Origin of the sequence: Pseudomonas sp. BIGb0164, assembly GCF_024810135.1 — a bacterium.
Taxonomy (GTDB): Bacteria; Pseudomonadota; Gammaproteobacteria; order Pseudomonadales; family Pseudomonadaceae; genus Aquipseudomonas.
The window spans coordinates 562,766-588,446 of record NZ_JANUEA010000003.1; the positions used below are offsets into that span (position 1 = coordinate 562,766).

Here is a 25,681-nt window from a genome sequence, read left to right on the forward strand (position 1 = left end):
CAACGCCCCAGGTTTTACTGGGCTCGTTGCCATTCTTTCGTGCCAGGAAGCGTCATGACTTCATCCCCATCATCTGAACCCACCCAAAGCCTCACCGACACGCTGATCGCGCAAATGTCCAGCGGCCCCGCGTTTCGCGAAGTGGCCGCCCTCTTGCTGCGTGAGCAATTGCAGGCGCTGTACCCCACGCTGGACATCGACCCGAATACCGCCGTGGTCGGCACTCCGCTGTGGGACATCGAGGATGACCAGGTGGTGCCGGCCGGTCGCCATTACCAGGTGCTCACCGACGTCCTCGCCGTGCAGTCCGTACTGGCGGTGCCCACGCTCTACATCGAAGGCCAGCATTTTCTGACCCAACTGCCCGTCATTGAACCGGCGGTCCACCTGCCAGTGCGCATCCTCGATATCGCCAGCATCCTCAATACCCTGGCGCCCGTGATGTTGCGCGGCTACCAACAGGCCCAACTGGAGTACTGGAACGCCACCGAAGGTGACAGCGACCCACGCTGGCATGCGCTGTCGGATGTGCTGCGCGACCACTGGAACCTGGAGCGAATGCCCGGCTGGAGCGCTGCCGATTGCCAGATGGCACGCCAGCTGTTCCGCACACCGGACGCGGCCACGCGCAAGCGGGATGACCCGGCCGAAGGTCGAGCTTATGTGGTGGATGTCGACCAGGTCGATGACGCGGGCAACACCACCCACCTGGATGAAAACCTGATCAGCGTGCTCATCGGCAAGCCGGAGGGCACCGAGGTGGTGCTTACCCATTCGTTGATGTCGGGGTTCAAGAAGTACCGCTCCCTCGACGAGTTGGGCAAGGACCTGCCGCTGCTGGCGAGGCATAAAAAACTGGAGTGGCGCCTGGTCGAACCTGACGGGGATTTCTTCGACTACCTGGCCAGTGCCTTCATCGGCATCCAGATCAAGGCGATTGGAGCTATCGACTTTTCCTACCTGCGCGAGCCGGACGCTTCACAACACAACCTGGCGCAACCCCCCACACCCCGCGTCAAACGGAATGCACCGGACTTGCTCAATTACATCCAGGCGCTCCCCGAGTGGCTGACCAGCGCCTCTACATCAGACCAGGCTGCGTACTCACGCCACCTCAAGGACCTGGCAACCCTGCACAGCGCCAACGAGGGCCGCACCTACGACGAAGGCATCAACCCGCTGCCTCGATACACGCTCGAACAGCTCAGCGCCGAAATGCTCAAGGACCACCCTGACGCACTCACGCAGTGGCTGAGCGACCTCGACATCGTCGTGCGCAGCCCCGTGGTCTGGGGCACTTTCGCGGTGCCGGGGCAAATCGAGACCACGGTGTTCAGCCTGGCAGAACTGGCCCTGCAAAACCTGATTGCCTTGCCGTTGGGTATCAAATCCCTGCGCCTGCGCAAACCGCTTGCGCTACCGGATTGGCTGACCGTCGACTACCTGGAAGGCCTGATCAACCGCGTGGACATCGGCAGCACCTACCCGGCGCTGATCCAGCGAACGCTGCTGGGTGATCCACAGGAGTCCGCACGCAGGCGCGCGCTCTACGTCCAGCACTTGCGCATTCAACTGCCGTTGCTGGCATTGCAATGCAAGCTGCGCGGCGAGGGAGACATCGATGAGCAAGGCTATGCGTATGTGAAGGCCGTGATGCAGGCCGAGTCCGCCGAGCGCCAGGTACAGGGCCAGCGCATCGTGATACGGGCGCTGGCGTTCGTACCGACCCGCCGACAGGGCAGTACGGCGGACCCGGTCACCAATATGTTCGTGATCGGGCCGGAAGACCCGACCGCCGGCCCCTGCCTGCTGTACCGGCCGCTGCTGGACAAACCCCTGTCCCAGTTCCCATCGCAGAGCAATCTGCTCTACGCCTTGCAGCAGTCCAGAAGCCTGCGCGATTCGGTGCTGGCGTGGCTGCCGGATGACGTGCGCGATGACTATGCCCAATACGTGTTTCCTGGCGACCTGCCGTCACCCTGGGCGGTGGTCGAATTCCTGGTGGACCCGTTCAAGCTGTGGATCATGGGCGGGCCGCTGGTGCTCGGCCAGGAGGCCATCGAGGACGATTTGCTCAGCGCGCTGTACGATGCCAACGCCAAGGCCCTGATCACCCTCGCCGACCGGCAATCGGTGTCCAACGCCGAAGCGCGCTGGGCCACGTTCAAGCGTGCCGGCTGGCTGATCTTCAACAGTGCGCTGCCCTTTCTGGGGCGCACCGTCGGCGTGGCAGCCTGGATCTGGCAGATCATGGATCAACTGCAAAACGTGGTTGACGCCCAACAGCATCCCGAGCAGCAATCCACGTGGGCCGCGCTCGCCGAGCTGCTGCTCAACCTCGGCACGGCCCTGACCCTGCACAGTGTCACCCGCACCGCGCCACGCCGGCCAACGCCGGGCAAGCCTGTGATTGCGCCAAAGCAGCCCTCTCCTCCAGCGCCCGTCAGTATTACCCGATTGACGCCAATTGCCTCGGACGCACTGATCACCCATGACCAACCGTTGCACATCAGCGGCGCCATCAACCGAGCGCCCGCCCGCCTGGCCACCGTGCTGGACAGCTTCATGGTGGTCAAACCCGATGCACTGGGAGACGCCAATAGCGAACCTGGGGCCTATCACTTTCTGCATCGCGGCGGGCAAGACTGGTACGCCCCGGTGGCACATCGCTGGTTCAAGGTGCTGGTCGACGAGAATGACGATGTGCAGATTGTCGACCCTGTGCTGCCCAGCCGTACCGGCCCGATGTTGATTCACAACAGCAGCGGCCAGTGGTTTATCGATACCCGCCTGCGCCTGCGCGGTGGCGGGCCCAAGCTCATGACCGCCAAGGCCCGCGCGCAGGCCAAGCAAAAGGCCCGGCAGTTGCGTGAGCGCCTGGAAGCTTTCGAAAGCGGCAAAAAAGCCGCCCAGAACGAGCTGCAACGCGCCCGACAGGCGTTGGACGCCGGCCCCTCCACCTCAGCCGATGCGCTCCGGCATACCTATATCCAGACCCTGGAGACCCAGCGCACGGAGTACGAATCGGCCCTGCAGATGCTCAAGGAAATGAATGTCCACGAACCCAGCGCTGAGTACGCGCCCAAGGCCCTCAACTACATCAAGGCTCAGGCCAGGCTGACCCAGGCAGCGCTCAGCGACATCCTCGCCCGCTTCACCCCCAAATGGCGCACCGTGCACGATCAGATGCAGCGCCAGATCGAAGAGCCGCAAGAGCGCCACATCGAAGACTTCCGCGAACTGCGCGAACTGGCCGGCAAGCTGCTCGTGCAATTGGAATACATGCACGGCCGCTTCACCGAACTCAAGGGCCTGGCCAGGGATGGTGCGCTGCTGCTCAATACCCTCAAGGGTTCAATGCCGGTCTACACCCCCGACGATCTCAAAGCGATACGCATATCACTGACGCGCAACCTGTGCCTTCCCGAAACCAGTATCAAGCAGACGCCGCAAGCCTGGTTGGCGATTGACCAGATTGTCGACACCGCCGACATCGCGATCCAGTGCCTGCGTGACACCCTCGAAGAGCACAGTGATCGGCGCCTGGACGAGCGCATTGACACCTTGAGCAGCCTGATCGAACAGTTTCAATTGCTGGACGAGCGCCTACAGGATTTTCCCGTGGAGTTTTCCGAACAAGCCATCACTGATCAACTGCTTGAACTGCGCGGGGAGCTGAGCGAGTTCCAACGCCGGGCCACCAGCAACCTCGGCAGACTGAGCCTGGAAAGAACCGCGCTCAGAAACCGTCCCACCCCACCTTCTACGCCGCCGCGCCCCAGGAAACAATTTATCCACACCCGCTACAACGGCCTGCTGATCGGTGAGCCGCGCTTGAACGCCCTGGGCCTGGAAACCGGCCTGGTGGATATCCGCTCACCCCTGACCCAGCAAGTGCTGGCCACCTATCATGAGAAAACCAAAGGCGTCTGGGTGGTACGCGACCGCACCCCACCGCCGTCGGCCGGGCCCATTGCAGTGGATGTGCAGCAGAGCATCAGCGAAGGCCAGCGCCTGTTGGACGAGTTGCCTGCGTTCCTTGCTCGGGCCCGTACCCACGCTAACCTCGCTGACCGTGCACCGTTTGGCATCGAGCACCTGTACCACCAGCACGCCAGCAGGCTGGAGCTGGCCCGTCACTCGATCGAAGAGGCCCTGACGCAGCGCAACATCACCGACGGCGGGGCCTTTTCAGCACCGGCCAGCGCCGTGATCAAAGCCCTCGACGGTGCCTTGGCCGACCTGTATCAGCAGAGCAATCAGCTGGTGCAACGCACGCTCAAGCTGCGCCCGCCCACCGTGCCAGGGGTTGAATGGCTCAAGCGGCACAATGCGGTGTCCATCAAGAAAACCGTGGCCCGCCGTCGCATCAAGTCCATGAAACCGGACTACCTGGACGAATACACCATCAGCGACCGCGCCACGGGCCAGGTGCTGTGGTATGCGCACTTTCACTACAGTACCCACTGGACGCCGGACAAAGCCTACCTGTCTGCTCGCCTGAAAACGCCGGACGAGTACCGGCTGGGCACCGCTGCGGATACCGCCAAGGGCCTTGATCGCACCCAGACCGTGGCGTTCTATCGCAGCGAGATCAGCCTGGAACAGGCCCGTGAACTGTTTTTCCAACGACCCAAGTCCGAGTCCGGGAGCTGACACCCGGCATGTAACTTGCTGCCCGTAAGCCATACCCCGCACAGGTTTGCCCATGCTGCATTCACACCTGACCACCCTCAACGCCGTGTCCCTGGTGTTGTCCACCTTCAACGCCCAGGGCCTGGCGAGCGAGGTATTGCTGGCCGGCAGCGGCATCGGCCTGACGGATCTGCGCCACGCCGACACGCGCATCACCACGTGCCAGGAGATGCGTGTGTGCGCCAATGCAGTGGCGCTGCGCCAGGACATCGGCCTGGAGCTGGGCCAGCGCATGCATGTGTCGAGCTACGGTCTGCTCGGTTACGCCCTGCTCACCAGTGCCACCTTAGGTGACGCTTTGCGCCTGGCATTGCGCTACCCGGCGCTGTTGGGAACACTTTTCGAGCTGCGCCTGGTGGAGGACGGGGAGCAGATCTGGCTGACCGCCGGGGACTATCGGGAAGACCCGGCGCTGGCCGCGTTCAATGTGGAGTTTTGCCTGGTGTCGATGAAGGTCATCTGCGATGACTTGCTCGGCTGCGCGCTGCCGTTGCGGGAGGCGCGCTTCGACTACCCGGCGCCGGACTATCACGCCCGCTATGCCGAGCGCTTTGGCTGCCCGCTACAGTTCGACGCCTCGGTCAGCGGGTTTGCCTTCGACCAGGCATTGCTGGAACAGCCCTTGCCCCTGGCAGACCCCATCACCCATCGAGCCATGGCCGAACGCTGTCGCAAACAGAACTCCGAGTTCACAGGGCGCCAGGCCTGGCTGAACCGTGTGCGCCAATTACTGGCTGACCAACTGCACGCCGCTCCCGGCCTTGAGGGTTTGGCCGCGCAGATGAATTGTTCTGCACGCACGTTGCGCCGGCACTTGCAGGCCCTGGGGTGCAGTTACCAGCAACTGCTCGACGAGCTGCGCTTTGAAAAAGCCAAGCTGTGGCTGGCGCAAGACCAGATGCCGATCCACAAGATCGCCGAACAGCTGGGTTTCAGCGAAACCGCGAGCTTTCGCCACGCGTTTGTGCGCTGGAGTGGGGTAGCGCCCAGCCTGATGCGCCATTGAAGGGCGAATTACGGTCACGTTCTTTGGCCACATTTATCCCCTTCTGGCCGCTCCTGCCGTTTTCATGACTCCCGCTGAACGCAACACTGCAAGGCACAACAATGAGCCTGCGGGAGCCACCCATGCTGACGATCTACTCCGACGACCACCACCTGCACCACGGCCGCTGCGAACTGATGGACGGGCAACTGATGCCCTGTTTCGAGATGCCGTCCCGTGCCGACCATGTGCTGCAACGGGTCAAGGACCGTGAACTGGGCCCGGTGCAGGCGCCACAGGACTTCGGCCTGGCGCCCCTGCAACGCATCCACAGCCGCGACTACCTCGACTTCTTCAAGGGAGCCTGGGCACGCTGGACCGAGTTCGGCCAGGACGGCGACCTGCTGCCCTACACCTGGCCCGCACGCACGCTGCGCCGGGTATTGCCCACCAGCCTGCATGGCCAGTTGGGTTACTACAGCTTCGACGGCGGCGCACCGATCACGGCCGGCACCTGGCAAGCGGCCTATAGCGCGGCGCAGGTGGCGCTCACCGCACAGCGGGCGATCCAGCAAGGCGCCCACAGTGCGTTCGCCTTGTGCCGCCCGCCCGGGCACCATGCCGCCAGCGACTTGATGGGCGGTTATTGCTACCTCAACAACGCGGCGATTGCCGCCCAGGCGTTCCTCGACCAAGGCCACAAAAAGGTCGCGATCATCGACGTGGACTACCACCACGGTAATGGCACCCAGTCGATTTTCTATGACCGCAGCGATGTGCTGTTCACTTCGATCCACGGCCATCCCGAGGCGGAGTTTCCGTTTTTCCTGGGGTATGCCGATGAGTTGGGAGAAGGCGCGGGCGAGGGCTTCAATTTCAATTACCCCCTGCCGGCCGGTTCCGGTTGGGGGGCTTGGAGCGCCGCACTCGACGCCGCCTGCCAGGAGACCGAACGCTACGACGCCGACATCATCGTGGTGTCCCTGGGTGTCGACACCTTCAAGGACGACCCCATCTCCCAATTCAAGCTCGACAGCCCGGACTACCTGGCCATGGGCCAACGCATCGCGCGCCTGGGCAAGCCCACGCTGTTCGTGATGGAAGGCGGTTACGCGGTCGAAGAAATCGGCATCAACGCCGTCAATGTGCTCGAAGGTTTCGAACAACAAGGAGCCACCCGATGAAGATGCTCGCCTCCCTGGCCCTGTGCGCCGCCGTGTTGAGTGGTGCGGTGCAGGCCGAAGAAAAAACCCTCAAGGTCTACAACTGGTTCGACTACATCACCCCCAAGGCGCTGGAAGATTTCAAGGCGCAGAACCCCACGATCAAGCTGGTTTACGACATCTTCGACACCAACGAAGCCCTGGAAGCCAAGCTGCTCACCGGCAATTCCGGGTATGACGTGGTGGTGCCGTCCAACGTGTTCCTGGCCAAGCAGATCGAAGCCGGCGTGTTCCAGCCGCTCGACCGCAGCCAGTTACCCAACTGGAACCACCTCGACCCCAAGCTGATGAAACTGATCGAGGCCAATGACCCGGGCAACAAATTCGCCGTGCCCTACATGTACGGCACCATCCTCATCGGCTTCAACCCGGACAAGGTCAAGGCGGTGCTGGGACCGAACGCGCCGGTTGACAGCTGGGACCTGATTTTCAAGGAAGAGAACATCAGCAAGCTCAAGCAATGCGGCGTGGCTTTCCTCGACTCGCCGTCGGAGATCCTGCCCCTGGCCCTGCAGCACCTGGGCCTGGACCCCAACAGCAGCAACCCCAAGGACTACGTCAAGGCTGAAGCGCTGCTGATGAAGATCCGCCCCTACATCACCTACTTCCACTCCTCCAAGTACATGGCTGACATCGCCAATGGCGACATCTGCGTGGCCGTGGGCTATTCGGGCAGTTTTTCCCAAGCCGCCAACCGCGCCAAGGAAGCCAAGAACGGTGTGACCGTGGACATGCGCCTGCCCAAGGAAGGCGCGCCGATCTGGTTCGACATGCTCGCCATTCCCAAAGGCGCGCAGAACCCGCAGGACGCCTACACCTTTATCAACTACCTGTTGCAACCCCAGGTGATCGCGCCGATCAGTGACTTTGTCGGTTACCCGAACCCGAACAAGGACGCGACCGAGCAGGTTGACCCGGCCATCCGCAACAACGCCAACCTGTACCCGACCGAGGCGGCCATGGCCACCTTGTATACGTTGAAGCCCTTGGGGCGAGATGCGGAACGGGCACGGACGCGCGCGTGGACCAAGATAAAATCAGGCACTTGATCGAGCCTGTTTTCTTCTAGGCATAACCTGTGCGGGAGCGAAACACACGCTCCCGTATGGCTACACAACGTCCAGAAAAATCCGCCGACCCGACGGTGTACTGATCGGCCCGCGATAGACCTGCGTGTTGCGCCCGGCATCCCTTTGCGCCTGTTCGAAGACGCGGCCCATTCTGCGCTGGGCGGCCAGCTTCAAGTGGGCCTTGGAGGGCTGGTCGGGTGGTGTCTGAAGCAAGGGGTAATGAAAGTGGGCGTACCACAGGGGACGGTAGCCGGCCAACACGTCCACCACTTCGAACTCCTGCAGATAGTCCACCGTGCCATCGATGGTTTCTTGTACGCGGCCGTTGACCCGGCGGATACAGACGGCCTGCTGCTCAAGCAGGTACTGCACATCCCCTACGGTAGGGGTCTGGCTGAACCGGGTCAGATCGATTCGCAGGCGATGCCCCTTGATCCGTAGCTGAAGGGCCTTTGCTCGCAATTGGCTGAGCAGCGCGGCAGAGTCGGCGGTACTGAGGCGTTGGGTGAATTGCGCTAGCACGGTGGCTGCGCCGTCCAACCTGCGAGCCTCATGCTCGAACTGCTCCTCGACTTCAACAGGCGGCGTACCGGGGCGTATAGCCTCGGCTTCCAACGTGCTGGCGCGAGCCAGTGAGGCCCTCGCCGCATCAAATGCTTTACGCCCGCGAACACTCAACCCCTCCACCTCGCGCTTGAGCCGGGGCGCACGGCGAATGCCCCAGACACCTTCGGCATTGGCGACGATATCCGGCCCCACTGTTTCCGGACTATCGGGGCTGTCGACCAAGCGATGAACCGGGACGTTGATGTTGATAACGGGGCTGATACGGTTGTGCGACAACACGTTAAAGTGGTTTTCGTCCTTGTTGTAGACGAGCACGGTATTGAACAGGTGCAGGCCTTTATGGACGCCCTCACGAATCAGCTCTCCCACCCGAGACGGGCGGCGAATATCAGCCAAGCGAGACTGCTGGGCCACCGAGAGCGTCTGGCGGGCACCGGCCCAATAGGTATCCAGCCGCTTGAAGCGTGGGTGCGCCGGCACGGGCTCTGCGCCCGGTAACGCGGCGGGATAAACCAGCAGCAGGGCGACAGAACGCATGCGGCCAATCCCGTCGCGCCAGGGCGCATCAGCGTTCACGGCCAGCAACGCGTTGAGCGGGCCGTCGACCTGCGCCTGGCTGGCCTGGAACAGTTCAACAAACGGTTGCTGCAGCACGGGCCCCGACGCGGGTGGGGTCGCCACCTGCTGGAAAACCTGCGCCGAACGCGGCCGAAAAACCAACCAGGGCCCTGCCTCATCGTTCTGTGCCCCGATCAGGTAGCCCGACTCATCCATCAAGCGCCTGAAAACCATCTGCTCGCCCTGCACAAAGCGATGGGTCGCGTAGGTTCTCACCGCCGCACGCAGGCGCTGATACCCCTCAAGCGTAACGCCGGCCCTCGCCTGAAGGCTGTATTCCAACGCGACCCGACGCAGTTGCAGCGCCATGTCCTGGGTAAAGCAGGCTTCGTGCGCGCTGTCATCGGCCGGCAGCGCTGTGAGCAGGTGTGGCGCGCAGTATTTCTGGTGGGCACCGGCCATCGCCATCAGCCACTTGCTGTAGGCCAACCGGCCTTCAGGCGAGGCATCTTTGAGCCACAACGGCAATGTCTGGTGCAGCGCCTCTTCTTCAGGGTCCTGCTGGAAGAAATCACGGAACCGAGTCACCCAAGCCAGTTGCCGATCCAACGGCCCTAGGCGCGGTGGGTCATTGAGGTCAATCGCGTCGATACGTTGCAGCATCACTTCCAGTGCACACAACGCCCAACCTTCAAAAACGTCATGGTCTAGCCGGTCCGCGTTTTCCAGCACCTCGGGCGGCAGGGTGGGTGCAAACACCTCAAGGCCATTTGCCACGGAGTAGATCAGGGCGGTGTCGACACCCACGATCGCCAAGGCGAGATCGTTGTGGCGCCGCACGCCATAGGCCTCAATCGTCGGCGCTCGCTCACCGCTATCAGGCAAGGTGAGCACCGCCTGGAGCAGGCGGCGGATAGTCGGGTCTGTCTGTTTACGCAAAATTTTGCGCAACCGCTGCGCAAGTATTTGCGCCAACTGCTCCCAGCGATTGCTCGACGCGGTGTCGGGTCCGCAGAAAAAATCGATCAACTGCTCGGCGTAATACTCCAGCACGGACTCGGGGTCCTCATCGAGCTGGGTTTGTGTCACGCCGAGTGTGCCGAGGGTCGGGCGCAAGGCGAACAGTTGGCTGATGCGCAGTTGCAGCGAATCGACCGAGGGTGATGGGGAAAGTGGGTCGGGCATGATCGTCTACCTTGGGCAATACATAGGAAACCCTCACGGTATGGGTCTCGTCACCCGACAGGACGGTAGTTAATTACCCAGCCTGCCAACCCTCACGCAGACGCTTCAACGCATGCGCAATGTCCACCTCCGGTACGGCAGCAAACCCCATCACCAGGCCCGCGCGCTGGTCAGGGGGGGTGCAGGACTGTGGCAACCAGTAACTGCTCAAGCCGTTGACCTCGACACCCACCTCGCAGGCCTGGGCAAGCAGTTGCTGTTCACGCGCCAGGCTGTCCACCCGCACGGTCAAGTGCAGCCCCGCCGCCACGCTGGGCAGTTCGCCGACACCCGCCAACCCACTTGGCCAGCCTGCCAGCAACGTGTTGCGCCGGCTCAGGGCCGCACGGCGCATGCGCCGGATATGCCGCTGGAAGTGCCCGGCCGCCATGAACTCGGCCATCACAGCCTGGGTGCTGACCTCGGAGTGACGCATGTCCACGGCACGGCGCCGGGAGAACGCATCGACCAACCCCTGGGGCAACACCAGGTAGCCCAGGCGCAAGGCCGGAAACGCCACCTTGCCGAAAGTGCCGACGTAGAGCACACGCCCGCTACGGTCCAGGGCTGCCAGGGGCGATAACGGCGCACCGCTGTAGCGGTACTCGCCATCGTAGTCATCCTCGATGACCCATCCCCCCGTACGCTCGGCCCAAGCCAGTAGCTCCAGGCGCCGCGCCAGGCTCATCACCACACCCAGCGGGTACTGATGGGACGGCGTGACATACGCCACCCGGCAGTCCGCCAGGGTATTGAGCACCTGGCAGTCGATCCCTTCACTGTCCACCGGTACGCCGTGCAGGCGCCCGCCAGCCAGGGCGAACGCATGGCCCGCGGCTCGGTAGCCGGGGTTTTCCACAGCCACGCCATCGCCAGGCTCTACCAGCAACTGTGCACAAAGGCTGATGGCCTGCTGCGCGCCGCTGGTGATCACAATTTGTTCAGCGGTGCACTGCATGCCTCGTGAGCTGCGCAGGTAGGCCGCAATCAAGCCACGCAAACGGCTGTCACCTGCCGGGTCGCCATAGCAGAGCTGTTCCAAGTCAGGCTTGCGCCAGAATGCCCCGTTGAGCTTGGCCCAGACGTCGAATGGAAACAGATCGAACGCCGGGACACCGACCCGAAATGCCCGTGGCGGCCCTGCGGGAGGCAGCGACAGGTGGTTGGTTTTTATACGCGCCAAGCCCGGACTGTGGATAACTTCGCTGTCCAGATCTTCGGGCAAATCGGCCCAATTTGTGGATAAGGCTGGGGATAAGCCTGTTGAAAACCCTGTGGACAGTTTTGTGGATAATTTTTTTGTCGTCGGTAATTGAGCTACATAAGTGCCATCACCCACCCGACTTTCGATAAATCCCTCTGCATACAGCTGGTCATACGCGCGTACCACGCTGTTGCGCGAGATCGACAACGCCGCCGCCAAGTCACGGGTCGCCGGCAAACGCGTGCCGCTGACCAACCGCCCGTCCAGCACGCGCTGGCGCAGGGCTTCATATAACTGGCGAGTCAGGCCCTGGCGGCGATCCAGCTCGATACCGGCAGGGTTGAAGGACAGTGGCGGTGTGATCGGCGGCATATTGGACCTATGAAATTGGCCTTAGATGGCTCTTACAACGAACCATTAGCCTGCCTAGGATGCAGGCATTCGCCAAGGAATATTTCCATGTACACACCCCGCGCCTTTGCCCTCGACGACTTGCCCGAACTGCAGCAACTGATCCAGCACGCCCGCCTGGCGCAGTTGGTGACCTTTGGTGAGCAAGGCTTGCAAGCCAGTCATCTGCCGCTGCTGCTCAACCCCGATGAGGGCCCGAACGGCACACTGTACGGCCACCTGGCCAAGGCCAATCCGCAGTGGAAAGACTTGCAGAACGGCAGCGAAGCCCTGGTGATCTTCGCGGGCGCCGAAGCCTACGTCAGCCCAGCGTTCTACCCGGCCAAGGCCGAGCACGGCAAAGTCGTGCCCACCTGGAACTACATTGCCGTGCACGCCTACGGCAAGGCCGAGGTGTTTACCGATGCCGAACGGTTGCTCGCAGTGGTCAGTGCGTTGACCGATCGCCACGAAAATGACCGTGCCCAGCCGTGGAAAGTCAGCGACGCCCCGGCCGACTACATCGACGGCATGCTCAAGGCCATCGTCGGCTTTGCCTTGTCGGTCGAGCGCCTGATCGGCAAGCGCAAACTCAGCCAGAACCGCAGCCCGGCCGACGTTGCCGGCGTACGCGAAGGCCTGGCCGCCAGCAGCGATGTGCGTGACCAGACCCTCGCCCGCTTTATTCCCCAAGGAGTTTCAGAATGAGCCAGATCGACATCCGCCAGGTCACCGCCGCCGACTACGCCGCCTGGCTGCCGCTGTGGCAGGCGTATTTGAAGTTCTACGCGACCGAACTGCCAGACGCTGTCACCCAAAGCACCTGGCAGCGCCTGATCGACGCCCATGAGCCGACCCATTCCGCATTGGCCTGGCAGGACGGCAAGGCCGTGGGCATGGTCAATTTCATCTACCATCGCTCCAATTGGAGCATCGAGAATTCCTGCTACCTGCAGGACCTGTTGGTGGACCCGGCTCAGCGCGGCACCGGTGTGGGCCGCAAGCTGATCGAGTTCGTCTACGCCACCGCCAAGGCCGACGGCTGCTGCAAGGTGCATTGGCTGACCCACGAAACCAATGCCACGGCAATCCAGCTGTACGAACGCATCGCCGAACGCCCGGGCTTCATTCAATTTCGCAAAGGCCTCTAAGGAGCGCAGCATGTCCAATTCCCTCACCGACTGGAAAGGCGTCCCCGCCCCTACCGTGCAACGGCTCGAAGGGCGCTTTATCCGCCTGGAAAAACTCGACCCCGCGCGCCATGGCGATGACTTGTTCCAAGCCCTGCAAGGCCCCGGTGCCGACCCCAAGCTGTGGGATTACCTGCCTTACGGGCCGTTCCCCGAGCGCGCCGCGTTTGATGCCTGGCTCGACAACCATGCCCAGCACGCCGACCCGTATTTCTTCAGCGTGATCGACCGCGCCACCGGCCAGGTGCAGGGCATCCTCAGCCTGATGTCCATCGTGCCGGCCCAGGGCCGCATCGAAATCGGCCACGTCACCTTCGGTGCGCCCATGCAGCGCTCGCCAAAAAGCACCGAAGCGGTGTACCTGCTGGCCAAACATGCGTTCGAGCAGGGCTACCGTCGCCTGGAGTGGAAGTGCAACAACGGCAATGCCCGCTCCAAATATGCGGCCGAACGCCTGGGCTTCAGTTTTGAAGGCGTGTTCCGCCAGCACATGGTGGTCAAGGGCCAGAACCGCGACACCGCGTGGTATTCGATTATCGACTCGGAATGGCCCAAGGTGGGGGCGGGCTTTGAGGAATGGTTGTCGGAGGGGAATCAGAGGGGTGAAGGCCAGCTGAAAACCTTGGCCGAGTGCCGGGCCTAGCGCCTTGTACGGTTCCCACAAAAGTGGGAACCGTTCTGTCACACCTCCCGTCGTACCTTCACCACCCCCATTTTCAGCCCGAACGGCCTGAACACGGCATTCAGCGACTTCAGTGTCTGATTGCCTTCACCATGCTCAATATGCACCAAGGTGCGCACGGAGATTTTGCACATCCTGGCGAACTGGCTTTGGTGTAGCCCGGTGACTTCGGTGCGAAGACGGCGTACGGCCTCACCCAACTCAAGTGTGCCCTGCGCCAAGCCCAGCTCAACGTCTTCAATGACCTGTGCACGCTGGTCAATGGAAATACTCATCTCAACCCCCACTCAGCCAAACGCCGGTCCAGCTCACGCAGCGCGATACGAGGATGATTCAGGGTGACCTCCGGCAGGCCGCTGGCGACGAGGATGTCGGGCAAGGCTCGCAGACGCTGCGCCTCTTCACGAAGGCGTTCATAAACCAAGCCAGGGTCAACCACCGGCGAAAGCACGTTGCAAACGCCTCGCCAATCAATGTCCCCCGCAACTTCCAGTGCCCCCGGCCACTTCGTGGTACGGGTGATGCCTTCATCATCCATGACCATTGGGGCCAGGTCGTAGATAGGCGCAAGGCGCAAGCTGTCGGCCCCCCTGATAATGGAGGTATTGCGCCCATGGTTATCGGAGTTACCGAGGATTTTATTCAGCAAATCACGACGCAGGTAATCGACGACAAGATCAGTGATTTGCTCGCTCTGACCGGCGGTTTTCCAAAGACTGGCCAGCAGTTGCACAACCTTTACATGATCCATGGAACTGCCGGGCGCTGTATTGCCCGCCGCCGAATAAATCGACTCCACCGCAAAACGCTCTACGCCCTGGTCACTGACAGCGCGATCAAAGCGGTGCATCCACAAACTGGGCTTGCTGGCCTCTTCCAACGCGAGCCCTTCTGCTGCAACCGTTTCAATGCCCAGCACCTGCAATGCCTTGTAGAAGTGGTACTCGCTCCTGAGGATGTCCTGATCGCGCTGCAAGCCTTGGTTGCGGGCGAACTTGATAAACCAGTGCTGGGTAACGTGTGCATCCTCCAGGACCGCATCGGGGTACAGCAGCCCGTCATGGCTCTGAGCAAGCAGCAATTTTGGGGCTTCGCCACCCGCCCCCGTGGCGCCACCAATGGCAGCGCCCTGCTCATAAGCGTACTCAAGAAAGCGGTTATCGCGTTCAACGACCTCTTTGCGCGCAAAGCCGACGACAGGGCGATGCGCCTCTGCACGCCCAGACTCCTTGATGCGCATATGGCCGATAGGCGCGGGCGTACTGCGCGCCAGCAGGAACAGGTCCGCACTGAGGTTGTCGGGTTTTTCTGCGCCAATACGGTTCAGGAGAAAGCGTTTTGCAGCACCTGCCGGAGCAATGTCGTACAGAAACGCGGGCGCCTGATTGAGCGACTCCCGCCCCCAGGTAGGCGGTACTCGTACGCTGACCGCCGTGGAAAACAACGTCTCAATGTGGTCCAGGTGATTCTCTAGGTAGACGCTCTCGTAGGCGTAGCGACAAGGGCCGGCGAAACCGGCTTGTGGCTCGGTAAACTCCAGAATCATCGCGTCCTGCCAGACATCGGCATCGAACACCTGAAGCGTCAATTTGAATGCGGCGTCGATCTGCAATTTAATGCACCTTAAATCATCTTGAGGGCGGTCAATCTGCAATATAGTGCATAAATTCGAAAACTGCCGAGCAATTAGCGCAATATAATGCATGCGTATACCCTATATGCCCCGGACGTAAGCAATAAACTGCAGATTTACAAGCCGTCACCTCTCCGACACATTCCTGTAAACACCCTCCGCTATACAGGTCGACTCGTTTCTTATAACAAGGTCGTCCGTCATGCCCCCGTCGCCCCACCGTCTTGCGTTGGCCATCACTTTATTGGCTGGCAGCGGTTTCGCTGAAGCAGACCCCGCGCCGCCGAAGAACCTGCAAATCACTGCACCCACTACCACCGGGCAAACCCTGGGTGGCAGTGATGCGTTGACCACCTCAGCCACCGGCAGCATCACCACGTCCGGCGTGGCGGTGACCTTGAAGGACGGCACCAGCGGTGCGGGCGTGGTGATCACCAACGCAGGCAAGCTGGTGTCCAGCGGCGGTCGGGGTATCGACAGCTCGGGGACGATCACCGGCGCGCGCAACTACAGCATCTACAACCTTGCGGGCGGCGTGATCCAGGGCGCCAACGATGCGTTGCGCATCAACAGCAATTTCGCCAGCGGCACGTTGTTGATCGACAACAGTGGCACCATTCGCTCGGCCACCGGCCAAGGGCTGGACCTGGATGCGATCCGCAGCAACAACGTCGCCACCACCATTATCAACCGCGCAGGCGGGCTGATTCGCGGCGACGCCAGCGACGGCATGAAGACCGGCGCCAACGCCAGCATTACCAACTACGGTGAGATTTCCACCGGCAACACTTTCTCCCGCGACGACAAGTTCGACGGCGTCGATATCGACTCCGCCACCGGTGTGACGGTGACCAACTACGGCCTGATTTCCGGTGGCCGTCACGGCATTACCACCGACCTGGGCGCCACGCTGACCAACTACGGCACGGTGATCGGCCGTAACGGTTCGGGCTTTGGCTCCGACGGCGACGGCACGGTGATCAACCATGGCACCATCACTGGCGCATTTTCCGGGCTGCAGCCGGACGGCGACGGCGATGGCGTGGACATCGACAAGATCGCCCACATCGAAAACTACGGCATCATCCAGGGCGTCGGCGCAGGTGGCGTCGACAAGAACGGCTTTGCCAACGGCAGCGAAGGCATCGCCCTGGGGGGCGGCACGGTGTACAACGCCAAGGGCGCGCTGGTCAGCGGCGCCAACAACGCGATCCTGGTGGACGACGGCAGCGACGGCCCGGGCCTTGCCGCCACCACCCTGGAAAACCATGGCGTCATCCAGGGGCTGAATGGCTTTGGCGTGAAGTTCGTCGGCAACTTTGCCGACACCGTGATCAACGACGGCATCATCCGTGGCAGCAACGGCCTGGCCCTGGACCTGGGCGGTGGCGACGACAAACTGGTGTTGCTGGCGGGCAGCCGGTTTGTCGGCACGGTCGATGGCGGCGCGGGGTATGACCGCGTCACGATGGACGACGCCGCAGGCGGCAGCTTGGGTGACAGCCGCAACTTCGAGTGGCTGGACGTCAAGCAAGGCACCTGGACACTCACCGGCAGCGGTGATTTCAGTGACGGCGGCGAGATTTTCAGCGGCGCCACACTGATCAACCAGGGCGGTATCGCGGGCAACGTGACGGTCGACGCTGGCGGTGTGTATGCCGGCAACGGCTCGGTAGGCGGCCTGACCGTCAACGGTACGCTGCAGGCCAATACCACCCAGGGCCCTATCACCATTACCCGCGACCTGACCCTGGGCAGCCATTCGGTGTTGGCACTCAGTGGTAATTCACCGTGGCAAGGCCATTACACCTTGCTGCAAGCCGGCAACATCAACGGGCAGTTTGCGAAGGTCACCAGCGACTATGCGTTCCTGACCCCAACCCTGGATTACAGCACCACCCAAATCGGCCTGACCTACACCCGCAACGACGTCAGCTTCAACAGTTTCGCCAGCAGCGCCAACGGCAGCAGCGCCGCCAACGGCTTGGCCGGCCTGGGCAAGGATAACGCGCTGTATAACGCCTTGATCACCAGCACGAGCGCTACCGCGGGCGCGGCCATCGAGCAACTGGCCGGCAGCAGCACCGCCAACCTCACCAGCGCTACCCTCGGCGCCAGCGCCCAGGTGGGCGGCAGCATGCTCGCGGCGATGCATCAACTGGGCGGTGGCGCGGGTTTGCTGGTGGGGCTCGATAGCCGTGACACTCCTGTACTCGCGGCCACCGGTGTGCCCGCCGAGGCGCGCAACCTCAACGACCCGAACGCTCGCGGCCGCCTGTGGCTGCAAGGCATCGGCAGCTACGGCAAGCTGGACGGCGAGCACGGCAACAGCGGGCTGACCCAACGTACCAAAGGCAGTGTGCTGGGCGCCGACTGGGCAGTGGACAGCGACTGGCGCCTGGGTGTGCTGGGTGGCTATTCCAAGACCGACCTGGACACCGCCGGCGTCGACGGCAGCGTCGACAGCTGGCACGCCGGCGTCTACGCCCTGCGCCAGAGTGGCCCCTTGGCCTTGCGCCTGGGCGCGGCCTACAGCGGGCACCAGGGTGATAGCAAACGCACGGTGGCCTTCAACGGGTTCAGCGACAAACCCAAAGGCGATTACGACGCCAACAGCCAACAAGCCTTCGCCGAACTGGGTTACGCCATGGGCAGCGGCCGTCTGAGCGCCGAACCGTTCGCCAACCTCGGCTACCAGCGTTACCACCGTGACAGCTACAACGAAAAAGGCGGCGCCGCCGCGCTGCATGTCGACGGCCAGACCCAGGACAACGTCAACAGCACCCTGGGCCTGCGCCTGGCGCATCTGAGCCAGTTGGAAAACGGCATCAGCTTCACTCCGAGGGTCAGCGCAGGCTGGAAGCACACCTACGGCGATGTCGACAGCAACACGCGCCAAGCCTTCCTCGCGGGCGGCACCGCGTTCAATGTCGAAGGCAGCGCCCTGGACCGCGACAGCCTGCTGCTGGAAGCGGGCCTGGACGTCGGTTTGTCAGCCCGCCACACCCTGGGCCTGGGCTACAACGGCGAGATTGGCAGCAACAGCCGCAACCACGCGGTGATCGGGCAATGGCAGATGAGTTTTTAATCGCTGCGCACGAAAGACGACTCCTGCAAAACAGGGGTCGATGACCTGACAGTTATCCCCCCGTCACCTCGCTAGATTCCCGACCTCATTCAACAGAGGTCGGGAATTCATGCCCCATATACCCCGTAGATCAGCGTTCATCATCAGCCTTGTGGCTGCTGGCGGTTTTCAACTCGCGCATGCCCGTGGTGATATCGAATACAGACCGTACTCGATTCAACCGTATGACGCGCTTGATGAGTGGTTCTACACGCCTGAAGAACCAGCGGCCCTACTAGACAATTACCTCGCCCGGCAGGCGACTACCCCCAATGGCTTGCAAGTCGCCAAGGTGCTCGACCCTGCGCTGATTCGCCTGCTGGAGTCAGGCCAACTGACCTCCGAACAGCTCAAAGCCCTGCAAAAGTTGGACGATGCGCTCAAAAGACAACCGGGTGGCTATGGCGCGGCCCTGGAGCAACTGGCGGGCAGTCAACATGCCAACCTGGCTGCAGCCACCCAGAACACCACACAACAACTCAGCCACCGCTTGCTCACCACTTTGCGCGAATTGCCGACTGACGAAGACGGCCACTTCTGGGTAAAAAACCTCGGCAATGAGGGCAGCCTCGACGGCCAACGCGGCAGCGCCGGTCTTAACCTGGACACCCAAGGCCTGCTGTTGGGTACGGATTGGGCGCTGGACCACGCCTGGCGGGTCGGCGTGCTGGGCGCAAAATCCACTCATCGCCTGGACGCCAGGCGCTTTGCCGCCGAGCTGGACAGCTGGCACCTGGGCGCCTATGCCGTACGCCAGGACGGCCCCCTGGCCCTGCGCCTGGGAGCGATCTACAGCAACCATGGCGGGAAGAATAAACGCACGATCGATATCCAGGGTTACAAGAACTCGCTCAACGGCAACTACGACGCCACAAGCCAGACGGCTTTCGCCGAATTCGGCTATCAGCTGGGCCGTGGGGACTCCAGCCTTGAACCGTTTGCCGGCCTTGGCTACCAGCGCTATCAACGTGACGGCTTCCAGGAGCATGGCGGGCTGACGGCGCTGAATGTCCGCGCGCAAACCCAGCAGGACGTCAACAGCACCCTCGGCCTGCGCCTGGCGAAGTCGTACAGGTTCGATAACCAGATGATCCTCACGCCGCACCTGAGCAGCGGTTGGAAACACCTGTATGGCGATGTGGACAGTCGGGTGCGCCAGTCCTTCCGATATGGCGGCGGCGCCATTGACGACTTCACCATCCAAGGCACATCCCTGGACCGCAACAGCCTCAACCTGCAGGCGGGGTTGGACCTGGCCTTGACGAACAACCATAGCGTCGGCCTGGCCTACGCCAGCGAGTCCGGCACCCACAGCAGCAGCCAAAGCCTGACCGGACAGTGGCGGATTCGGTTCTGACCCTCAAATCCCAGGCAAAAAAAAGGGGGGCACCTGCCCCCCCGAGGATTAAGCGGTAGTGTCGAAGGCTGGATCAGCCTTCGATTTCAATCAGGATTTCACCCGGGTTGACCCGGTCGCCCTTGGCCACATGAACGGCGGTGACCTTGCCGGCGATGGCCGCCTGCACTTCAGTCTCCATCTTCATGGCTTCGGTGATCAGCACGGCCTGGCCGGCCTTGACTACGTCGCCTTCCTTGACCAGCACGTCGACGATGTTGCCCGGCATCGCCGTGCTGACGTGACCCGGCGCAGTGGCGTGCTTGCGCTTGCTGCCGCCGCTGCTGACGAACTCGTTGAGCGGCTCGAACACCACTTCTTCGGGCATGCCGTCGATGGACAGGTAGAAGTGACGCTTGCCTTCGGCCTTCACGCCAACACCGGTGATGTCCACGCGGTAGCTTTCACCGTGCACGTCGATGACGAACTCGGTCGGCACGCCTTCGCCACCCGGGCGAGCCACGCCACCGGCTTCAGGGATCGGCAACAGCACTTCTGGCGCGAGGGTGCCCGCGTCGCGTTCTTCGAGGAACTTACGGCCGATGTCCGGGAACATGGCGTAGGTCAGCACGTCTTCTTCGGACTTGGCCAACGCGCCGATTTCGCCGCGCAGCTTGGTCATTTCCGGCTTGAGCAAATCAGCCGGGCGCACGTCGATCACTTCTTCGCTGCCGATGGCCTGGCGCCGCAGTTTCTCGTTCACGGTGCCCGGCGCCTTGCCGTAGCCGCCTTGCAGGTACAGCTTCACTTCGTTAGTGATGGTCTTGTAGCGCTCGCCGGCCAGCACGTTGAAGAACGCCTGGGTGCCGACGATCTGCGAGGTCGGGGTCACCAGCGGCGGGAAGCCGAGGTCTTCACGCACACGCGGGATCTCGGCCAGCACTTCGCTCATGCGGTTCAGTGCGCCCTGCTCTTTGAGCTGGTTGGCCAGGTTGGAGATCATGCCGCCCGGCACCTGGTTGACTTGCACACGGGTGTCGACGGCGGTGAATTCGCTTTCGAACTGGTGGTACTTCTTGCGCACGGCGTAGAAGTACAAACCGATTTCCTGCAGCAGCTCCAGGTCGAGGCCGGTGTCGAATTCGCTGCCTTTGAGGGCGGCGACCATCGACTCGGTGCCCGGGTGGCTGGTGCCCCAGGCGAAGCTGGAGATGGCGGTGTCGATGTGGTCGGCACCGTTTTCAATAGCCTTGAGCTGGCACATCGCGGCCAGGCCGGCGGTGTCGTGGGAGTGGATGAAGATCGGCAGGGTCTGCTCGGCTTTCAGCGCCTTGACCAGCTCACCTGTGGCATACGGGGTCAGCAGGCCGGCCATGTCCTTGATCGCGATGGAGTCGCAGCCCATGGATTCCAGCTGCTTGGCCTGGGCCACGAAGGCTTCGACGGTGTGCACCGGGCTGGTGGTGTAGGCGATGGTGCCCTGGGCATGTTTGCCGGCCGCTTTCACGGCTTCGATGGCCACGCGCAGGTTACGCACATCGTTCATGGCGTCGAAGATGCGGAACACGTCGATGCCATTCACGGCAGCCTTGGCGACGAAAGCTTTGACCACGTCGTCGCTGTAGTGGCGGTAGCCCAGCAGGTTCTGCCCACGCAGCAGCATTTGCAGGCGGGTATTGGGCAACGCCGCGCGCAGTTTGCGCAGGCGTTCCCACGGGTCTTCTTTCAAGAAGCGCACACAGGCGTCGAAGGTCGCGCCGCCCCAGACTTCCAGGGACCAGTAGCCGACTTTGTCGAGCTTGTCGCAGATCGGCAGCATGTCGTCGGTGCGCATGCGGGTCGCGAGCAACGATTGGTGGGCGTCGCGCAGGATGGTGTCGGTTACGAAGATTTTCTTGCTCATTATTCTTTTCCTCACAGGCCTGCGTGGGCGGCGATGGCGGCGGCGATGGCCAGGGCCAGCTCTTCGGGTTTGCGCTTGATCGAGTAGTTGGTCAGCTCAGGATGGCTTTCCACAAAGCTTGTATTGAACTGGCCGCTGCGGAATTCCGGGTTGCGCAGGATTTCCTGGTAGTAGGCGGCGGTGGTCTTCACACCTTGCAGGCGCATGTCGTCCAGGGCACGCAGGCCACGGTCCATGGCTTCTTCCCAGGTCAACGCCCACACCACCAGTTTCAGGCACATGGAGTCGTAGAACGGCGGGATGGTGTAGCCGGTGTAAATCGCTGTGTCGGTCCGCACGCCAGGACCGCCGGGGGCGTAATAGCGGGTGATCTTGCCGAAGCTCGGCAGGAAGTTGTTCTTCGGGTCTTCAGCGTTGATACGGAACTGCAACGCGAACCCCCGGTGCTGGATGTCTTCCTGCTTGACCGACAGCGGCAGCCCCGACGCAATGCGAATCTGCTCACGCACGATGTCGATGCCGGTGATTTCCTCGGTGATGGTGTGTTCCACCTGCACCCGGGTGTTCATCTCCATGAAGTACACCTCGCCCTCGGCGAGCAGGAACTCCACGGTGCCGGCATTCTCGTAGCCCACGGCCTTCGCCGCGCGCACCGACAGGTCGCCGATGTAGGCGCGCTGTTCGGGGGTCAGCTGAGGGCTAGGGGCGATTTCGATAAGCTTCTGGTTACGACGCTGGATCGAGCAATCGCGCTCGAACAGGTGCACCACGTTGCCAAAGCTGTCACCAAGGATCTGCGCCTCGATGTGCTTGGGGTTGACGATGCATTTTTCCAGGAACACTTCCGCCGAACCGAAGGCCTTGGTGGCTTCGGAAATCACGCGGGGGAAGGCTTGTTCGAGTTCTTCGCGGCTGTTGCAACGACGGATACCGCGCCCGCCGCCACCGGAGGTGGCCTTGAGCATTACCGGGTAACCAATGCGGTCGCCTTCGGTCAGGGCTTCATGGATATCGGCGACGTTGCCTTCGGTGCCGGGGGTGACCGGTACGCCGGCCTTGATCATGCTGCGGCGCGCTTCAGTCTTGTCGCCCATGCGGCGGATGACTTCGGCGGACGGACCAATGAACTTGATCCCACGTTCGGCACAGATGTCTGCCAGTTCGGCGTTTTCCGACAGAAAACCATAGCCCGGGTGCAACGCGTCACAGCCGGTTTCCACGGCCAGGTTCACCAGCTTGCGCGGGTTCAGGTAGCCGGCCAGGGGCTCGGCACCAATGCTGTGGGCTTCGTCGGCACGTTTGACGTGCAACGCATGGCGGTCGGCGTCGGAAAAGACCGCGACCGAGCGAATGCCCATCTCGGCGCAGGCACGCACGATTCGTACGGCAATTTCACCACGGTTGGCGATCAGGATCTTTTTTATCACTTGGAAATTCCCTTGAGCCGATTGCTGCGTTCTTCAACCCGCTAGACCCGGGTCGGCGCGTGACTAAATGTTTCATGACAGTCGCGAGACACACACTAAGCCGCGCAAGGGATTAACAAAAATCAATAATTATTGGGTCGTGCATAAGTAAAGACTTATAGTTGTCCGGACGGCTCAGGGCAAGAGGACAAAAATAATGCGTAAGTCATTGATGCGTATGACATTGCGTCAATTGCAGATCTTTAACGAAGTGTGCGATTTGCGCTCCTACAGCCGTGCCGCCGAGGAAATGTCCCTCACACAACCGGCCGTCAGCCTACAAATTCGCCAGCTGGAAGAGCTGATCGGCCAGCCGTTGTTCGACTACGTTGGCAAAAAGCTCTACATGACCGAAGCCGCCGAAGCGCTGCAGCGGGCCAGCCGCGATATCTTCGGGCGCCTGGAAAACCTCGATATGCAGCTCTCGGACATGCAGGGTTCGCTGCAAGGCCAGTTGAAGCTGGCGATTGAGTCCAGTGCCAAGTACTTCGTGCCGCACTTGTTCGCCGCCTTCAAGCGCCAGCACCCGGAGGTGCAATTGCACCTGACCGTGGTCAACCGCGCACAGGTGATTCGCAGGCTGTCGGACAACCGTGACGACCTGGTGATCATGTCGATGGTGCCCCAGGACATGGGCCTGGAATTCCTGCCCTTCCTCAACAACCCGATTGTCGCCGTGGCGCCACCGGACCATCCCTTGAGCCTGCAAGGTCCGTTGCGCCTGCAGGACCTGGAACCCTACACGCTGCTGCTGCGCGAGCCGGGCTCCGGTACGCGACTGGCGTGCGAGGAGTACTTCAAGGAGAAACGCGTGCACTTCACCCAGACGGTGGAAGTGGCCTCGGCAGAGGCGCAGCGCGAATGTGTCTGTGCGGGCTTGGGTGTAGCCCTGCTGACGCGTCATGCGGTCAACATGGAGCTGGCCACCGGCGGGCTCAAGGAGCTGCCGGTGGAAGAACTGCCGCTGTACCGCAGTTGGTGCCTGGTGCAAGCCAAGGCCAAGCGTTTGTCACCGGTGGCCCATGCGTTCCTGGGCTTTATCCGCAGCGAACGGGCGCAGATCAGCGTGCTGGCTGAGCGTTTCGCTGGGCAGCCACGGGTGCCTGCCAATGGAGTTCCGGGTAGTCAGTGATGCTCTGGAGCAGTTGGCGCTCTTCACAACGGTCTTCGATTGCGCGACGGAACGCCATGCGGCGCTGGTCTTCCTGCTGACGACGGGTCTTTACGGCGCTGTTGCTGTCTTCGTAGGGACGTGCCATTTGGAATCTCCCAATGCGAGTACGGGGAGTTCAGGATGGGCTTGGGGAGTTACGGTTTAGCGGCGCGGGGATGACAGGACGATGAATCTTCTGGAAATACAGGCGATCAAAATGTGGGAGCGGGCTTGCTCGCGAATGCGGTGGTTCAGTTACAACATCTTTGACTGGCACGCCGCCTTCGCGAGCAAGCCCGCTCCCACACAAGCCCTACCCCACATTGCTGTGCGTGCGACCTATCAGTCGTCGAGGGCTTTGACGGACTTGGGCGACAACCGCAGGCTGCGCAAGCTGCGTTTCACGCTCTTGAGGTGGTTGACCAGGCTCGGCCCGCGCGCCATGGCCACGCCCATGGCCAGCACGTCGATCACCACCAGGTGGGCGATGCGCGAGGTCAGCGGCGTGTAGATTTCGGTGTCTTCGTGCACGTCGATCGCCAGGTTGACCGTGGACAGCTCCGCCAACGGCGTCTGGCTCGGGCACAGGGTGATCAGCGAAGCGCCGCTCTCACGCACCAGGTTGGCGGTGATCAGCAAATCCTTGGAACGACCGGACTGCGAAATGCAGATCGCCACGTCGGTGGGCTTCAAGGTCACCGCCGACATCGCCTGCATGTGCGGGTCGCTGTAGGCCGCTGCGGTGAGCAGCAAGCGGAAGAACTTGTGCTGGGCGTCGGCCGCCACGGCGCCGGAAGCGCCGAAGCCATAGAACTCGACCCGCTGGGCCTGGGACATGGCGGTCACGGCCTTTTGCAGCTCCACCGGGTCGAGCTTCTCGCGCACTTCCATGAGGGTGTGCAACGTGGTGTCGAAGATCTTCAGGCTGTAGTCGGCGACGGAGTCGTCTTCATGGATCGCAAACTGCCCGAAGCTCGCGCCGGCAGCCAGGCTCTGGGCCAGCTTGAGTTTCAGGTCTTGGAACCCGGAGCAGCCGATGGCGCGACAGAAGCGCACGATGGTCGGCTCACTGATGCCCACGCTATGGGCCAGGTCGGCCATGGAACTGTGCATCACGGCCGCAGGGTCAAGCAGCACGTGATCGGCAACCTTGAGTTCCGATTTGCGTAACAGGTGGCGCGACTGGGCGATATGTTGCAACAGGTTCAAAGGGCAGGACTCTTGTTATTGGCAGACGCCAGGGATGTAGCAAGCTTGTAGTTATACTACAAGAAT

18 protein-coding genes are annotated in these 25,681 nt (G+C 62.1%); 10 read left to right on the forward strand and 8 right to left on the reverse strand.

Annotated elements, in window-relative coordinates; genetic code table 11:
• Nucleotides 1–54: 54 nt before the first annotated feature.
• From M2394_RS10440 to M2394_RS10455, 4 genes are all read left to right on the forward strand, one after another.
• Nucleotides 55–4,656: a dermonecrotic toxin domain-containing protein gene (locus M2394_RS10440; protein WP_259172410.1), complete on the forward strand. Its 4,602-nt coding sequence runs from the start codon at nt 55–57 to the stop codon at nt 4,654–4,656.
• A gap of 52 nt (nt 4,657–4,708) precedes the next feature.
• Complete coding sequence (locus M2394_RS10445; protein WP_178920439.1) at nt 4,709–5,701, forward strand: AraC family transcriptional regulator; 993 nt, start codon at nt 4,709–4,711, stop codon at nt 5,699–5,701.
• A gap of 122 nt (nt 5,702–5,823) precedes the next feature.
• Nucleotides 5,824–6,864 carry a histone deacetylase family protein gene (locus M2394_RS10450; protein WP_259172411.1) on the forward strand — a complete coding sequence of 347 codons (1,041 nt, stop codon included), beginning with the start codon at nt 5,824–5,826 and terminating at the stop codon, nt 6,862–6,864.
• The gene (locus M2394_RS10455) at nt 6,861–7,952 is read left to right on the forward strand and encodes a polyamine ABC transporter substrate-binding protein (RefSeq protein WP_259172412.1); all 1,092 of its coding nucleotides are present in this window, start codon (nt 6,861–6,863) and stop codon (nt 7,950–7,952) included. The genes M2394_RS10450 and M2394_RS10455 overlap by 4 nt, the downstream gene beginning before the upstream one ends.
• Nucleotides 7,953–8,012: 60 nt before the next feature.
• Here M2394_RS10455 and M2394_RS10460 read toward each other — a convergent pair whose 3' ends face one another.
• Both M2394_RS10460 and M2394_RS10465 read right to left on the reverse strand, forming a co-directional pair.
• Entirely contained in the window at nt 8,013–10,283 is a 2,271-nt protein-coding gene (locus M2394_RS10460) for a hypothetical protein (protein WP_178920444.1), read from the reverse strand.
• Between the two features lie 73 nt (nt 10,284–10,356).
• The gene (locus M2394_RS10465; protein ID WP_259172413.1) at nt 10,357–11,898 is read right to left on the reverse strand and encodes a PLP-dependent aminotransferase family protein; all 1,542 of its coding nucleotides are present in this window, start codon (nt 11,896–11,898) and stop codon (nt 10,357–10,359) included.
• Nucleotides 11,899–11,985: 87 nt separating this feature from the next.
• Here M2394_RS10465 and M2394_RS10470 point away from each other — a divergent pair, with 87 nt between their 5' ends.
• The 3 genes from M2394_RS10470 to M2394_RS10480 are packed head-to-tail and all read left to right on the forward strand — an operon-like array spanning nt 11,986 to nt 13,749.
• A complete protein-coding gene (locus tag M2394_RS10470) occupies nt 11,986–12,624 on the forward strand; it encodes an FMN-binding negative transcriptional regulator (RefSeq protein ID WP_259172414.1) in 639 nt (212 codons plus the stop codon).
• Nucleotides 12,621–13,067 (forward strand): GNAT family N-acetyltransferase, encoded by a 447-nt coding sequence (locus M2394_RS10475; RefSeq protein WP_178920450.1) that lies wholly within the window; start codon nt 12,621–12,623, stop codon nt 13,065–13,067. The genes M2394_RS10470 and M2394_RS10475 overlap by 4 nt, the downstream gene beginning before the upstream one ends.
• A gap of 10 nt (nt 13,068–13,077) precedes the next feature.
• Complete coding sequence (locus M2394_RS10480) at nt 13,078–13,749, forward strand: GNAT family N-acetyltransferase (RefSeq protein ID WP_259172415.1); 672 nt, start codon at nt 13,078–13,080, stop codon at nt 13,747–13,749.
• Between the two features lie 38 nt (nt 13,750–13,787).
• Here M2394_RS10480 and M2394_RS10485 read toward each other — a convergent pair whose 3' ends face one another.
• Both M2394_RS10485 and M2394_RS10490 read right to left on the reverse strand, forming a co-directional pair.
• Nucleotides 13,788–14,063 (reverse strand): helix-turn-helix domain-containing protein, encoded by a 276-nt coding sequence (locus M2394_RS10485; RefSeq protein ID WP_176994518.1) that lies wholly within the window; start codon nt 14,061–14,063, stop codon nt 13,788–13,790.
• Nucleotides 14,060–15,334, reverse strand: a complete 1,275-nt coding sequence (locus M2394_RS10490) for a HipA domain-containing protein (RefSeq protein WP_178920501.1) — start codon at nt 15,332–15,334, stop codon at nt 14,060–14,062. Before M2394_RS10490 ends, M2394_RS10485 begins: the two co-directional genes overlap by 4 nt.
• 289 nt (nt 15,335–15,623) lie before the next feature.
• On the opposite strand from M2394_RS10490, the gene M2394_RS10495 reads away from it, so the two are divergent.
• Together M2394_RS10495 and M2394_RS10500 are read left to right on the forward strand one after the other, a co-directional pair.
• Nucleotides 15,624–18,509 (forward strand): autotransporter domain-containing protein, encoded by a 2,886-nt coding sequence (locus M2394_RS10495; RefSeq protein WP_259172416.1) that lies wholly within the window; start codon nt 15,624–15,626, stop codon nt 18,507–18,509.
• A 109-nt stretch (nt 18,510–18,618) separates the two neighbouring features.
• The gene (locus M2394_RS10500; RefSeq protein WP_259172417.1) at nt 18,619–19,905 is read left to right on the forward strand and encodes an autotransporter domain-containing protein; all 1,287 of its coding nucleotides are present in this window, start codon (nt 18,619–18,621) and stop codon (nt 19,903–19,905) included.
• A gap of 73 nt (nt 19,906–19,978) precedes the next feature.
• Here the strand turns inward: M2394_RS10500 and oadA are convergent, their stop codons facing one another.
• Nucleotides 19,979–21,787 (reverse strand): sodium-extruding oxaloacetate decarboxylase subunit alpha, encoded by a 1,809-nt coding sequence (gene oadA, locus M2394_RS10505; protein ID WP_016971699.1) that lies wholly within the window; start codon nt 21,785–21,787, stop codon nt 19,979–19,981.
• Between the two features lie 11 nt (nt 21,788–21,798).
• Nucleotides 21,799–23,214, reverse strand: a complete 1,416-nt coding sequence (locus tag M2394_RS10510; protein ID WP_016971700.1) for an acetyl-CoA carboxylase biotin carboxylase subunit — start codon at nt 23,212–23,214, stop codon at nt 21,799–21,801.
• A 196-nt stretch (nt 23,215–23,410) separates the two neighbouring features.
• Here M2394_RS10510 and M2394_RS10515 point away from each other — a divergent pair, with 196 nt between their 5' ends.
• Entirely contained in the window at nt 23,411–24,385 is a 975-nt protein-coding gene (locus M2394_RS10515) for a LysR family transcriptional regulator (RefSeq protein WP_178920458.1), read from the forward strand.
• On the opposite strand, the gene M2394_RS10520 is transcribed toward M2394_RS10515, so the two are convergent.
• Together M2394_RS10520 and hexR are read right to left on the reverse strand one after the other, a co-directional pair.
• Entirely contained in the window at nt 24,315–24,512 is a 198-nt protein-coding gene (locus M2394_RS10520; protein WP_178920460.1) for a PA3496 family putative envelope integrity protein, read from the reverse strand. The genes M2394_RS10515 and M2394_RS10520 overlap by 71 nt on opposite strands.
• Nucleotides 24,513–24,748: 236 nt before the next feature.
• Complete coding sequence (gene hexR, locus M2394_RS10525; RefSeq protein WP_003177007.1) at nt 24,749–25,615, reverse strand: transcriptional regulator HexR; 867 nt, start codon at nt 25,613–25,615, stop codon at nt 24,749–24,751.
• Nucleotides 25,616–25,681: the final 66 nt, after the last annotated feature.

Excerpts from the sequence above, each read along its gene's own strand:
- M2394_RS10440 (WP_259172410.1), top strand. The coding sequence starts at position 55 with ATGACTTCATCCCCATCATCTGAACCCACCCAAAGCCTCACCGACACG.
- M2394_RS10445 (WP_178920439.1), top strand. The coding sequence starts at position 4,709 with ATGCTGCATTCACACCTGACCACCCTCAACGCCGTGTCCCTGGTGTTG.
- M2394_RS10450 (WP_259172411.1), top strand. The coding sequence starts at position 5,824 with ATGCTGACGATCTACTCCGACGACCACCACCTGCACCACGGCCGCTGC.
- M2394_RS10455 (WP_259172412.1), top strand. The coding sequence starts at position 6,861 with ATGAAGATGCTCGCCTCCCTGGCCCTGTGCGCCGCCGTGTTGAGTGGT.
- M2394_RS10460 (WP_178920444.1), bottom strand. The coding sequence starts at position 10,283 with ATGCCCGACCCACTTTCCCCATCACCCTCGGTCGATTCGCTGCAACTG.
- M2394_RS10465 (WP_259172413.1), bottom strand. The coding sequence starts at position 11,898 with ATGCCGCCGATCACACCGCCACTGTCCTTCAACCCTGCCGGTATCGAG.
- M2394_RS10470 (WP_259172414.1), top strand. The coding sequence starts at position 11,986 with ATGTACACACCCCGCGCCTTTGCCCTCGACGACTTGCCCGAACTGCAG.
- M2394_RS10475 (WP_178920450.1), top strand. The coding sequence starts at position 12,621 with ATGAGCCAGATCGACATCCGCCAGGTCACCGCCGCCGACTACGCCGCC.
- M2394_RS10480 (WP_259172415.1), top strand. The coding sequence starts at position 13,078 with ATGTCCAATTCCCTCACCGACTGGAAAGGCGTCCCCGCCCCTACCGTG.
- M2394_RS10485 (WP_176994518.1), bottom strand. The coding sequence starts at position 14,063 with ATGAGTATTTCCATTGACCAGCGTGCACAGGTCATTGAAGACGTTGAG.
- M2394_RS10490 (WP_178920501.1), bottom strand. The coding sequence starts at position 15,334 with ATGATTCTGGAGTTTACCGAGCCACAAGCCGGTTTCGCCGGCCCTTGT.
- M2394_RS10495 (WP_259172416.1), top strand. The coding sequence starts at position 15,624 with ATGCCCCCGTCGCCCCACCGTCTTGCGTTGGCCATCACTTTATTGGCT.
- M2394_RS10500 (WP_259172417.1), top strand. The coding sequence starts at position 18,619 with ATGCCCCATATACCCCGTAGATCAGCGTTCATCATCAGCCTTGTGGCT.
- oadA (WP_016971699.1), bottom strand. The coding sequence starts at position 21,787 with ATGAGCAAGAAAATCTTCGTAACCGACACCATCCTGCGCGACGCCCAC.
- M2394_RS10515 (WP_178920458.1), top strand. The coding sequence starts at position 23,411 with ATGCGTAAGTCATTGATGCGTATGACATTGCGTCAATTGCAGATCTTT.
- M2394_RS10520 (WP_178920460.1), bottom strand. The coding sequence starts at position 24,512 with ATGGCACGTCCCTACGAAGACAGCAACAGCGCCGTAAAGACCCGTCGT.